The sequence below is a fragment of the Saprospira grandis genome (genome assembly GCF_027594745.1).
Lineage (GTDB): Bacteria > Bacteroidota > Bacteroidia > Chitinophagales > Saprospiraceae > Saprospira > Saprospira grandis.
Window position 1 is genome coordinate 4,078,089 of sequence record NZ_CP110854.1, and the last position, 12,638, is coordinate 4,090,726.

Annotated in this window: 8 protein-coding genes; 3 read left to right on the forward strand and 5 right to left on the reverse strand. The window is 47.1% G+C overall.

Annotation, left to right across the window (positions count from 1 at the left end; translation table 11 throughout):
* The first annotated feature begins 760 nt into the window (after positions 1-760).
* The 3 genes from mnmA to dprA all read left to right on the forward strand — a co-directional run bounded on the left by mnmA (position 761) and on the right by dprA (position 4,544).
* Positions 761-1,936 (forward strand): tRNA 2-thiouridine(34) synthase MnmA, encoded by a 1,176-nt coding sequence (gene mnmA / locus OP864_RS16035; RefSeq protein ID WP_270099162.1) that lies wholly within the window; start codon positions 761-763, stop codon positions 1,934-1,936.
* A gap of 124 nt (positions 1,937-2,060) precedes the next feature.
* The gene (locus tag OP864_RS16040) at positions 2,061-3,173 is read left to right on the forward strand and encodes a hypothetical protein (RefSeq protein WP_270099163.1); all 1,113 of its coding nucleotides are present in this window, start codon (positions 2,061-2,063) and stop codon (positions 3,171-3,173) included.
* Between the two features lie 273 nt (positions 3,174-3,446).
* Complete coding sequence (dprA, locus tag OP864_RS16045) at positions 3,447-4,544, forward strand: DNA-processing protein DprA (protein ID WP_270099164.1); 1,098 nt, start codon at positions 3,447-3,449, stop codon at positions 4,542-4,544.
* Here dprA and coaD read toward each other — a convergent pair.
* The 5 genes from coaD to thrS form a co-directional block, all read right to left on the reverse strand.
* Positions 4,529-5,011: a pantetheine-phosphate adenylyltransferase gene (gene coaD / locus OP864_RS16050; RefSeq protein ID WP_270099165.1), complete on the reverse strand. Its 483-nt coding sequence runs from the start codon at positions 5,009-5,011 to the stop codon at positions 4,529-4,531. The genes dprA and coaD overlap by 16 nt on opposite strands.
* A 73-nt stretch (positions 5,012-5,084) precedes the next feature.
* Positions 5,085-6,356, reverse strand: a complete 1,272-nt coding sequence (gene tyrS / locus OP864_RS16055; RefSeq protein ID WP_270099166.1) for a tyrosine--tRNA ligase — start codon at positions 6,354-6,356, stop codon at positions 5,085-5,087.
* 289 nt (positions 6,357-6,645) lie between these two features.
* Positions 6,646-8,787, reverse strand: coding sequence for a hypothetical protein (locus tag OP864_RS16060; RefSeq protein WP_270099167.1), 2,142 nt, complete (start codon positions 8,785-8,787; stop codon positions 6,646-6,648).
* A 162-nt stretch (positions 8,788-8,949) separates the two neighbouring features.
* Positions 8,950-10,425 carry a gamma-glutamyltransferase gene (locus OP864_RS16065; RefSeq protein WP_270099168.1) on the reverse strand — a complete coding sequence of 492 codons (1,476 nt, stop codon included), beginning with the start codon at positions 10,423-10,425 and terminating at the stop codon, positions 8,950-8,952.
* A gap of 261 nt (positions 10,426-10,686) precedes the next feature.
* The gene (gene thrS / locus OP864_RS16070; protein ID WP_349294460.1) at positions 10,687-12,627 is read right to left on the reverse strand and encodes a threonine--tRNA ligase; all 1,941 of its coding nucleotides are present in this window, start codon (positions 12,625-12,627) and stop codon (positions 10,687-10,689) included.
* Positions 12,628-12,638 lie beyond the last annotated feature (11 nt).

Consider the following 12,638-nt stretch of genomic DNA (forward strand, 5'->3'; position numbering starts at 1 on the left):
CGCAGTTAAATCTGGCTGAGGGATAGATAGCAGTGGCCGAAGGCCAGACCGAGCTTTTTTGAGCGCAGCGAAAAAAAGCGAAGGGCCGAGCAGACTTGCGAGCTGCGGCATAGCCCGACCCAAGGCCGTCGGCCGCAGGGGCAGCCCCAAAACAAACAGCAATAGAGCAGTAATAGATGAAAAAACGCCAAATTATTATCGATAGGGGGCATTTTGCGCCACTCTATTTAACATAATATAAATTATAGGCAAATAGAGGACTCACGAAAGGGAGAGAGGCCCTATAGATCGGCCTTTGGGGAAATCAGGGCGTTTATTGAGAGGCCTATTTCTTTAGTTTTCTGGACTTTGAGCAGCTGAGTTTTGCGCAATAAAATTTGTTTTAGGTTGATTTTGATGGCTTTGTTTCTTTTGGCTCCTTGGGTTTATTGCTGGGCTATTTTTCTGCATTTTCTTGGGCCTAATATATTTTCATCTTCTTTTTGTTTGCCGCTGCGCTTGCTTTATGGCCTCAGCTAGCCAAATTTGGCTTATCCCCCCAATTTTGGCTAGCTTCTACTTCTTTGACCATTTTGATCTGCTCAAAAAAGTCTTTAGCTAAAAAAAAACTTGTAAATCACTGTTTTACAGTTAATTAGCCCTAAAAACTAGCTTTAAACAAACATTTAGGCCCTTTAATCGTTGAATCCACTATTTAGCGCCGTATATTTGCGGCGCTTAGCAATGAGCATATTTTTAGCTCAGAAATCAGTAGGAAAAAATGAATGGAAAACGAGTAGTTGTCGGCCTTTCAGGCGGTGTAGATTCGAGTGTAACGGCCTATCTCCTTTTGGAGCAAGGTTATGAGGTGATTGGTCTTTTTATGCGAAATTGGAATGATGATTCGGTCATTGAAGAAAGCGAGTGCCCTTGGATTGAGGACAGCAATGATGCGCTTTTGGTGGCTCAGGAACTGGGCATTCCCTTTCAGGTTGTGGACCTAAGCGAGGACTATAAAGAGCGGATTGTGAATTATATGTTTGCAGAATATGAGGCGGGCCGCACCCCTAATCCCGACGTACTTTGCAACCGAGAAATCAAATTTGATGTCTTTTTGGAAAAGGCCTTAGAATTGGGCGCCGATTATGTGGCGACGGGCCATTATTGTCAAAAAACGAGCATTGAAAAAGACGGGCAATTGTATCATCAGCTAAAAGCTGGAGCCGATCCGAACAAGGACCAAAGTTATTTTCTTTGTCAGCTATCTCAGGAGCAATTGGCCAAGGCCCTCTTCCCCATTGGGCATTTGCAGAAATCTGAGGTTCGAGAAATTGCCAAGGAACAGGGATTGATTACTGCGGAGAAAAAAGATTCTCAGGGACTTTGTTTTGTGGGTAAAATCAAATTGCCTGTATTTTTGCAGCAGCAATTGGCCCCAAAAACGGGACAAGCCATAGAACTAGCCGCGGATTCGCCCATTTTTAAGCCTGCTGCTACAGATAACTTAGCCGATTTGGCGCGCCCCTACCCTTTTTCGCCTAATTTGGGCAAAGTTGTGGGCGAACATACTGGCGCCCATTTTTTCACGGTGGGTCAGCGCAAAGGTTTGCAGCTAGGTGGATTTAAAGAGCCCCTTTTCGTTTTGCATACCGATACCGAAAAAAACATCGTTTATGTGGGCCAAGGCAAGCAGCATCCGGGTTTGTATCGCCCTGCCTTATTTATCCCTAAAGAGGATGCGCATTGGCTACGTCCAGATTTAGCCCTAAAAGTGGGTGAAAAAATGAGCATTATGGCCCGTATTCGCTACCGCCAAGCCCTACAAAAGGCAGAATTGATTGCTCAGGAAGAAGGGCTTTACTTTTTGTTTGAGGAGCCGCAAAGAGGCGTTACTCCAGGGCAGTTTGCCGCCGCTTATTTAGGCGATGAGCTGATCTTTTCTGGAGTGATTCAGTAAGCAAAAAATGATATAGACAGGCAAATATTGACCGCCTTTATTTTTGAATCCCACTGATAATCAAACTACTATCAGTGGGATTATTTTTTGTCTTCATTTGGTTTTTAACTAAAACCAAAATTAAATGAAAGCGATTTTAGCCCTATTTATTTGTCTATTTAGCAGTGTTCTTCTTTTGGGCCAAGATTTGGTCCGCCCTGTGGTTGATCTGCAATTTAAAATCCCGCCTTTGGGCTCAAAAGTATTTTACTACAGCTTTGAAAAAGGAGATAAAGTTCGGCTGAGCTGTGAAGAGCTCAAGGGGAAGAAAATCAAGAGCCTCAAGTTAGAGACAGATGAAGGGCAGCTTCTTTTTCAGGCCTATAAGGCGGAAAAAATAGAAAAAGAGATAGAAATTATGAGTCGGGGCGTTTATGCCCTACGCATTGGACACGGCAGCTTTGGGCGTCGGCTCTGTGCGCTCAAGATTAGTCGGAAGGCGGCCAGCGAGGCCACTAAAGACTTCAATACTGCCTGGGTTTGGAAAGAATTGATTGACAGCAGCTACAGCAGTTATACCAAAGATACTATTATTGGCTATGAAAACTATTTGGTCAATAAGAGCAGAAGAGTTCTTGTTTCGGTAGATACTTCCTTTAGCTACATCATAGATAGAAAAGAACGGGTACATTCTGAGACGGCCTTCGGCAAAAGCAATCGGAGTTTAGTTCAGTTTTATCTACCCAATAACCAGTATGCGCCAAACAACCTGCGGCCCTACAGCAGCAAAGAGTTGATTGCTTGGTCCTATTGGATTGGCGTGGGGCAAAAATCCTTAGAGCAATTTGAAGCTAGGGATAAGAAGATTAAAGGAGCCCTTGCTGTGGTTGGGGCTATTTCCGGTTATGGACTTTTAGCACAAGTGGCCACGGTGGGAGTAGATTTGTCTAGCGACCCTAATTTGGGAGATAATGTCAAATACAGTTTTTCTTCCTCCTTGGGGGTTTTTCAGAAAGGGAATGGCCCAGAGGCGATGGCTAAGGTCCAAAGTCCCAAGCAGGGATTAGTTAATTTGCAGTTAGAAAACGATAACTTTAGAGAGGGCATAGATGTGCATCTAAAGATCGGGGCCCTTTTTGTGCATAAACGCTGGAAAGATGAAATTTACCAAGTAGAAAAACAGCGGCCCATTATCAAGAAGCTAGAGAAACAGAAATTAAAAACTAAAAGCAGAAAAATTAGAGTGCCCGCCCAGTAGGTTTTATCCCCTCCTCCCCTTGGGGACAAAAAGACTGCCAGGCGCCATTTGGCCCAGCGCTGCGGAGTGGGTGGCCGAAGGCCAGACCGAGCAAAACGAGCGCTAGCGAAGTTTTGTGAAGGGCCGAACAGCCTTGTGAGCCCCGCAGCATAGCGGCGGCCGACCTAGGCTTTGCCTAGCCGGCCGCGGGCCCCAAAACAAAAAAACTAAATAAATAGTCCCTAAAACTTGAGAGTATATTTCAAAGTTACTACCTTTGATTAAACTAAAAATATGCTCAACGAAAAAGAAAAACTCTGGGCCATTGCCCTACAGCAATCTCCACAAATGGGGGCTATTCGGGCCAGAAGGTTATTGCGGGACTTTGGTTCTATTCAGGCGATTTATGAGGCAGATGCGGTGGCTTTGGCCCAGGCTAGTTATATTGGAAAAACTGCCATGCGGCATATTTTGAGCCGAGAAGGGCTAGAAATGGCCAAAAGGGAGCTAGATTTTGTAGAAAAAAAGGGGATCGAGCTGCTGCTCTTTGGCCAAAGCAATTATCCGAGGCGTTTGTTGCAGATCGAAGATGCGCCCTTTTTGCTCTATTATAAAGGTTCGGCGCCTTTGGACCAGCTGCGGACGCTTTCGGTGGTGGGCACCCGCAAACCCACAGAAAACGGCCGGGCGGCTTGTGAGCGCATTTTGACCGAAATCAAGGAGTTTTCGCCACTAATTGTTAGCGGCTTGGCTTATGGTATAGATGCTTGCGCCCACCGAAAAGCCTTAGATTTGGGGCTGGAAACCGTGGCCGTTTTGGCCCATGGGCTCAACCGAATTTATCCGCCGCAGCATCGCTCTTTGGCCGAGCAAATGCTGGAACAAGGGGGATTATTGACCGAATTTATTAGTCAGAACAAGCCCCTAGCTTGTAACTTCCCGATGCGTAACCGCATCATTGCGGGCCTATCCGATGCGCTTTGGGTGGTGGAAACGGGCCCCAAAGGCGGCTCAATGATTAGCGCCCAAAAGGCCATAGATTACCAACGAAAGGTTTTTGCCTTGCCAGGGCGTTGGAATGATAAACAGTCTTTGGGCTGCAATGAATTGATTCGACAGCAAACAGCTTTACTCTTAAGCCAGGGGAAGCAATTGGCCCAAAGCATGAAATGGAGCCAACCAGAGCGAGGGCAACAACAACAGCTTTTTCAGCAATTATCGCCCAAAGAGCAGCAAATTACCGACCTATTATTGGGTGGGCAGCAATTGCATTACAATCAGCTGTTGGCCCAATTGCCTTGGGGCCACAGCCAATTGATAGAGCTTTTATTACAACTAGAAATGCGGGGGCTGATCAAAGCCCTAGCTGGTAAATATTACCGCTTGGCCTGAGCATCTCGGAGCAATTGCTGGCAATTGTCGGGCACAAAAAGAGCGCCGTCTCCATTTCCCTTGAGGATTTCTCGGACCACCGTAGAGCTATAATAAGAGTATTCGGGGGCGGTCAATAAGAAAATGGTTTCTAGGCCCTCGCCCAAATCTCGGTTGAGCATGGCAATAGAGACCTCGTAATTAAAATCGTTGGAGTTGCGCAATCCTCTGAGGATAAAATCGGCCCCCTTCTCCTTGCAATAATCTACGGTAAGCTGTGGAAAGCGATCAATTTCTACTTTGGGGTCATCGGCAAAACTGGCTTTGAGAAAAGAAAGTCGCTCCTCTTCCGAAAAGTAGTAGGATTTTGTCGAGTTGGTCCCTAGGGCCACAATAATTTTATCAAATAAAGGCAGGGCTCGGCGGACAATGTCTTCATGGCCTTTTGTAATGGGGTCAAAAGAACCCGGGAAAACAGCAATTTTCATAAAAAAGATATTCAGAGTCAAAAAAAGGCGCCAAACGAAGGTTTGGCGCCTTTAAGTTAATCAACTTGATGGCCTATTCGGCAATTACGATAAATTTATTCTTCTTTCCATTTTGGCAGAAGAGGTAACGCTCGGCAAGAAGGTCCTTGCTCGTTAGTTCTTGGTTAAAGTCTGTTACTTTTTTGGCATTTAGCGCGATCGCACCTCCTTTAACGGCCCGACGAAGATCGCCATTAGAGCCAAGGCTTTTATGCTTACCCACCAAAAGATCGGCCAAGCTAATACCTGCTTCTAATTGGCTTTTTTCTACCTTGACCACCTCCAGTTCTTGGGCCAAAACAGCAAAATCTTTAGCCGAAAGGCTTTCCAAAAATTCCGCTTTTAGCTTTTTGCTAAAGGCAATATTTGTGGCTTTTTGGGCAGAAGCTAGGGCCTCCTCTCCATGCAGACGAATGGTCATCTCTTCGGCCAATACCTCCTTGAGCCCTCTGGGGTTTTCGGCATATTCTGCCTCCAAAGCTTCAATTTCCTCTCGGCTCTTAAGCGAGAAAATACGGATGAGCTTGCTCAAATCAGCATCATCTACATTCAGCCAAAACTGGTAAAACTGATAAGGAGAAGTTTTCTCGGCATCTAGCCAGATATTTCCTTTTTCTGACTTACCAAACTTCTTTCCGTCTGATTTGGTCAAAAGCGGACAAACCAAGCCGTAGCCTTTTCCACCGCCTTTACGGACAAATTCAGTTCCCGTCGTGATATTCCCCCATTGGTCACTACCGCCCATTTGCAAAAGGCAATCGTAGTTTTTATTGAGGTGATGAAAATCATTTCCTTGGATCAATTGGTAAGAGAACTCGGTAAAAGATAGGCCCGTTTCCAAGCGCTTTTTCACCGATTCCTTAGCCATCATATAGCTGACCGTAACATTTTTGCCAATATCGCGCAAAAAGTCAAAGATGCTCATCCCCTTGTAAAAGTCGTAGTTATTGAGCAAAATAGCGGGGTTCTCCCCTTCAAAATCGAGCAGTTGCTTAAACTGGGCAGTTTGCCGGTCAATATTCGCCTGCAAAGTATCATAATCCAAGAGCTGACGTTCTTCGTCCTTGAAAGAGGGGTCGCCAATTCGACCAGTGGCCCCACCCAACAAAACGATAGGACGATAACCCGCTCTTTGCCAATGCTTGAGCAACATAATGGTCACCAAGTTCCCAATGGTCAATGAGGGAGCGGTGGGGTCATAACCAATATAGGCCGTTTTGGGTCCTTCTTGGTTCAGGGCATCTTCTAGGCCCTCCGTCATTTCTTTCAACAAGCCACGCCATCGCAGCTCTTCGATAAAGTTCATGCCTTTATTTTTTCAATTCGTAAATAGTCATTCTCTTCGCTCAGAGAAATTGTCCATGCTCGGAAATTTAACGCTTCAAGATAAAGTTCCCAACAACTTCTCTGTTTTTATTTTTTTGGGGCCTCCGCAGCAAAGCTGCGGCGCTACGCTATGGGGCTCGCTCTTCGCTCGGCCCTGCGGCGGCTTTGCCGCCTTGGTCTGGCGCTATGCGCCACCCCGCCGCATCGCTAGGCCGCTCATCCTGATTCTTTGCGCTGGGCCTTTTGCTTCGGCCCGCCAAGGCTAGCAATTACTTCACAATGCCAAAAATCCGAGGCAACCCCCAGAGGTTTTTAAATGTAGCCTGCTGAAAGCGACCAGTTTGGACCTGCTCCTCTTCTCTTTCCCAAAAGTGCAGATTAGAAACCGAATAGAGGTAACCAAAAGCATAGGCCGTATGCCCTTCTTTAAGCTGGGCAATATACTCTAGGGGGTAGCGATAGAGCGCTTCTTGTTTTTTGACCAGTTTTTGGGCCTCTTCTCTACAGCTTTTTGCTTTTTCCAGCCACTTATTGGGATCTTCAAACTTCTCTTTGCGCAGTTTTGCCCGTCTTTTATCTAGCAAATAATTTAGAGTGTAGGCTCGGTGTCTGGCCCGCAAAGCAGTTATTTGTAGCCCATTGGCCAATTCTTCTCCCAATTGCTTTTGTTTCCCCGCCTTAGGAAAATGTCTTTTTTGAAGGGCCAAAAGCTCTTCTGTTCTTAGGGCAAAATCTAACAAAGGGGCCACTACGGTCTGGCTCACCGTATCTAGTTGGTGGGGCGCTGCCTGATTTTGGATATAGGGATAGCTATAAAGCGGACGAGGTTGGAACTCCATTTCGCCCAAACGGCCAGGTAGCTCGTCTGTAGTGCTAGAGGGCGCCATATAGCGAATGAGCTCTTTGTCCTTAATAAACTCCTCTTGCAAACGGAGCATGGACCAAACGGGATCGGTCCAAAGGTCGTTTTGCATCAATTCGGCCAAATACTGCAAGGGGTCATTTACCTCCTTTTCTCCCTGAATTTGATGCTCCCAAGACCAACGAGCGATGCTCCAATCAATCAACCAATAGCTCCATTCCCAACCCGAACTAAAAGTAATATGTCCTTCGGCCCTCAAAGAGTCCATAAGTTGAATATCTCCTAAGCGGGCAGAGAGATAAGGCAAAAGCGTCATGGGGACCGAATTATCAAAAGTGAGCCAATAAGCAGACCCTGGAAAATACCAGCATTCCCTTTTCTTGGCCTCTTCTTGGTAGAGGGCCAAGATGGCTTTTAGGTTTTTGTTATTGTAAACGGGCGCATGTTCATCCTCCAGGTCATAAAACATGACGGTATGGACCATTAGGCCGTGGCTGCGCTCTAGCTTCTGTTCTTCGGCAGATAGTTTGGGCAGTTCCTCTTTTTTGTCTAGCATGACCTCTTCTTGGACCAGATGCGCTCGGCTCATAAAATGGGCCTTATAACGGTTTTTGATTAGGTCCGCTAAGAAGATTTCTAGTTCCTGTTTCTTTTTTTGCTTCCCCTTGCTAAACTCTGTCGTAGAAAATTCTACATTATAGACATCCCAACCAGCTTGGGCCAGATAATCCATATTCTCCTCAATTTGCTTCTTTTTAGACTTGAGGCTATTGGGGAAGGTCTGGTAGAGTTGAAAAGCTTTTTGCTGGGTCATATGCATAGAAATATCAATGCCCATCAACAAGCCTCTTTTTTGGCCATAATCTACTATTTTCTTAATGTAGGGCATCCAGCTCTTGCGGTCGATGCTATTGAGTAAGTTGAACTCGAAGTAGTTTTGTTGGTTTCGGGCCAACCAATCAATGTACCCTTTCACTTCTTTTTCTGCATCGGGATAGTTGGGGTCCAAAAGGGCTTCTGTTAGCTCAATGGGGTGGATTGTATGTAAGTGAAAGCCTTTTTTGGCAAAGCGGGGACGAGCCTGCCAGACTAGCCCTTCAGCTACGGGCCAAGTCGTAATTTGGGGAATCAGGCTTTCTTTGGGATGAAAAAACTGAAAGCCCAATTGCTCTTGCAACAAACCATAAAGGCCCATACTCACTCCTTGGTAAGAATTAGTGAGTAGTTCCATTTTTATTTGCTGGCCAGACATTTTACTGCTCCAGTTATAGGCGTGTTCAGGAACATAGAAGCCTGTCCCTTGTTTATTGGCCTGCCCCTGATTGATATAAGGTAGAATAATCAGGACTTCGGCATCGGCTTTATTGTAGCTCAACTCACAGCGGCAAGCCTGCTCCAAAAGGCGGCTGGCATCCTCAATAGCATACTTACTGATAGAGACCTCAAAAAGCTCGGCATCTGCCATGATGCTAATGGCCCGAATGGCAAAACTATTAGGCATAAAGGCCCAAAAGAAAAAGAGAGAAAAAAAGAGTGGATGTAGCCGCATAATAACTTAAGTATTGCTGTTTGAAGCTGTGGGTAGAAGACACCACAGTTTGGCCATTTAGGGGCCTAGGGTCAGAAATGCGGCAAAGATAAGAACTGAAGGCCGAAAAGAAAATCTCTTTTCGGCCTTTAGGATATCCTTCTATTTTTGGTCCAAAACGGTTTATAGCTCGATAGCATAGCCCTCGCGGCGGTCGTCGCCTACTGCTTGGAGTTGGCCATTTTTATGGCGTAAAATAGAATTGAGTCCTCCGAAGAACATGGCTTTTTCGGGCCATTCGACTAATTGTTCTAGTTTAGGGTCTTCGGTATTGGCTAGGCCTGCGTATTCTGGCTCCAGATTGAGGCGGCCATGTTCGTAGTGCAGACGGCTAGCGGTGGTGGCCGCTTGTAGTTCCATCTTTTGGTCCAAAACATGGTGCAGGAGTTGAAGGACCATGCCTGGGATACGGCTAGCTCCGCCCGTTCCTGTTGCCAGATGAAATTGGTTCTCTTTGAGGACCAAAGTGGGCGCCATCATAGAAGACAAACGGTTATTGGGAGTCCAATTATGAAAGCCATCGGGTAAAAGGGCCGCCTCGCCCAGCATATTATTCATCATGATGTTGGTCCCGGGGATCATATAACCACAGCCTTCTCCATTGGAGAGAGTGATGCTAATGGCATTGCCCAACTCATCGGCAATATTGAGGTGAGTGGTGCTGCCCCATTTGCTATTGAGCTTTTTGGGATTGCGGTCTATACTATAAATATCACCAAGGACCTTTTGCAGGCGGGCCAGTTGTTGTTTAGTATGGAGCGGATCAATGGGGAGGGGCTCCAAAGCAGACAAGCCTTCTGCAATGAGGACCCCGCCCGTGCTGGGCAGTGGGTTGGTCAGTAGCTGATGCCCTTTATAGGCTAATTTTAAGGGCTTGCGCCAAATTACTTCATATTGGGCCAGGTCATCTGCTCGGAGCAGGCCGCCTTGGGCTATACTATCTTTTAGGAGCAGCTTAGCCGCTTCGCCCAGATAAATATCTTTGGCCCAATCCTTTTCATGGCTAAGGTAATCAAAGTAATCGGCCAGGCCGGGCATGCGCTGTATTTGGCCCACAGGCAAAGGTTTACCATCGGGATAAAAAATAGCTGCCGATTCTGCAGAGCGGGTCATAATGGGCTGCAATACCCGAATATCAAAAAACTGGAAATCGGTCATGGCGAGGCCTTCTTTGGCCAAAATCTTAGCCGGTTCGATTAGGACCGAAATAGGCAGGCTAGCGTAGCGTTCATGCAAGGCCGAAATGCCCGCCATCATGCCAGGAGTAGCCATAGCGCCCATGCCAATATGAAACGTTTCTTGGGCCGAGCCAAAATCTACCTGCATGGGGTAGAATTCTAATTGCTCGGGAGCGATTTTCTTAAGTGGGGTTTGTACAAAAAAATCGAGCAGCAAATTTTGTCCAGCAGCGGTATGCAAGCAAGCAAAGCCGCCTGCCCCCAAAGAGGCCATACAGGGCTCGGCCACAGAGGCGGCAAAAAGAGCCGCAATAGCGGCATCAAAAGCATTGCCCCCTTCCTTAATAATTAGGGCGGCGGCTTCTGCTGTTTTTTGGTGGCCAGCGGCAATGCTGGCGCTTAGCGGAGTAGATAGCGACATAAATAAGGGTTGTGGAGTAGATAAATCTCTTAGCTAATTATTTTGGATCTAGAAGCGGGGCGAAGCCCCGCTGGCCTAGCGATGTGCAGCAGTGGCCGAAGGCCAGACCTAGGCGGCCTAGCCGCCGAAGGGCCGAGCGAATAGCGAGCTGCGAAACGTAGCGCCTGCCGTAGGCAGGAGGCCCCAAAAGGCAATTAAAATAAAAAACCCTTTCCAGGAAAATGGAAAGGGCTAAAATTATTTTGTGTTGCTTGCTAAGAACTAGCCTTCTTTGGTCAATAATTCTTGGAAGAAAGCGATGAAGTCGGCCACGGGCATACTGCCTTTGTCGCCATCTTCGACTCCCTGAATACGGACCGAAATGCTGCCTTCTTCGGCTTCTTTCTCGCCGAGGATGAGCATAATGGGAATGCGTTTTAGTTCGGTATCGCGGATTTTGCGGCCCAAAGTTTCGTTGCGGTTATCTACATAGCCACGGATATCGGCGGCGGCCAATTCTTGTTGTACTTTGGTCGCATAATCGCCAAAGCGATCAGAAACGGGCAAAATAGCGTACTGCTCGGGCATGAGCCAAAGCGGGAATTTTCCTGCCGTATGCTCGATGAGGACCGAAATAAAGCGTTCTAGCGAGCCAAAAGGCGCACGGTGAATCATCACGGGGCGGTGCTTTTGGTTATCGGCGCCCACATACTCCAGTTGGAAGCGTTCGGGCAGGTTGTAATCTACTTGGATGGTCCCGAGCTGCCAAGAGCGGCCGAGGGCATCCTTGACCATAAAGTCGAGTTTGGGACCATAAAAAGCAGCCTCGCCCAATTCGGTAACCGTGGGTAGGCCCACCTCTTGAGTAGCTTCGATAATGGCTTTTTCTGCGGCCTCCCAATTTTCCTTGCTTCCGATATACTTTTCGGGTTTCTCGGGATCGCGCAAAGAGATTTGGGCCGTAAAATCGGCAAAACCCATTTTGCGGAAGACCATCATGGTCAGGTCAAGTACATTGAGGAACTCGGCCTTGAGTTGGTCGGGCGTACAGAAAATATGGGCATCATCCTGAGTAAAGCAGCGCACACGAGAAAGGCCATGTAGCTCTCCACTTTGCTCATAGCGGTAAACGGTACCGAATTCGGCTAGGCGGAGGGGCAATTCTTTATAAGAATGTGGTTTATGGGCAAAAATTTCGCAGTGGTGCGGGCAGTTCATGGGTTTGAGCATGAACTCTTCGCCTTCTTTGGGCGTGTTGATGGGTTGGAAGCTATCCTCGCCATACTTTTCATAGTGGCCCGAAGTGACATAAAGATTTTTGTGGCCGATATGAGGCGTAACTACTAGTTGGTAGCCACGGCGGACCTGCTCTTGCTTGAGAAAATCTTGCAGGCGGTCGCGCAAGGCAGCCCCTTTAGGCAGCCAGATGGGAAGACCCATCCCTACTTTTTCCGAAAACATAAAGAGTTCGAGTTCGGCACCTAGTTTACGGTGATCTCTTTTTTTGGCTTCCTCTAGCATAGCCAAATACTGCTTGAGCTCTTTGGCTTTGGGAAAAGTGATGCCATAGATCCGAGTTAGGGTTTGGCGACTTTCATCTCCGCGCCAGTAAGCGCCAGCTACATTGAGTAGTTTGACGGCTTTGATCAGTCCGGTATTGGGAATATGAGGCCCACGGCAGAGGTCGGTAAAACCACCTTGCTCATAGAAGGTGATGGTTCCGTCTTCTAGGTCCTCCAATAATTCGAGCTTATATTCATCGCCTTTTTCTTGGAAATAGGAAATGGCATCGGCCTTAGAAATCTCTTTACGGATATAGGGATTTTTTTGGCGAGCGAGCTCGATCATTTTCTTTTCTAGGGCTTCTAGTTCCTTAAGGCCAATCGTTTTCCCTTCGGGCAAATCGATATCATAGTAAAAGCCATTTTCGATGGGTGGGCCGATGGCGAATTTTACGCCGGGATAAAGGGCCTCGATGGCTTCGGCCAAAAGGTGGGCGCTAGAGTGCCAGAAGGCATATTTGCCTCCATCATCTTGAAAGCTGAGTAGCTGAACGCTGGCATCTTTCGTTAGGGGGCGAGTAGCATCCCAAATTTCGCCATCTACTTTAGCGGCAATAATTTTACGAGCTAAGCCTTCGCTAATCGACTTGGCCACATCCAAGCTGTTCACTCCCGACTCATACTTACGAACGCTGCCATCGGGAAGAGTAATCTCAATCATTTTGTAAAAGA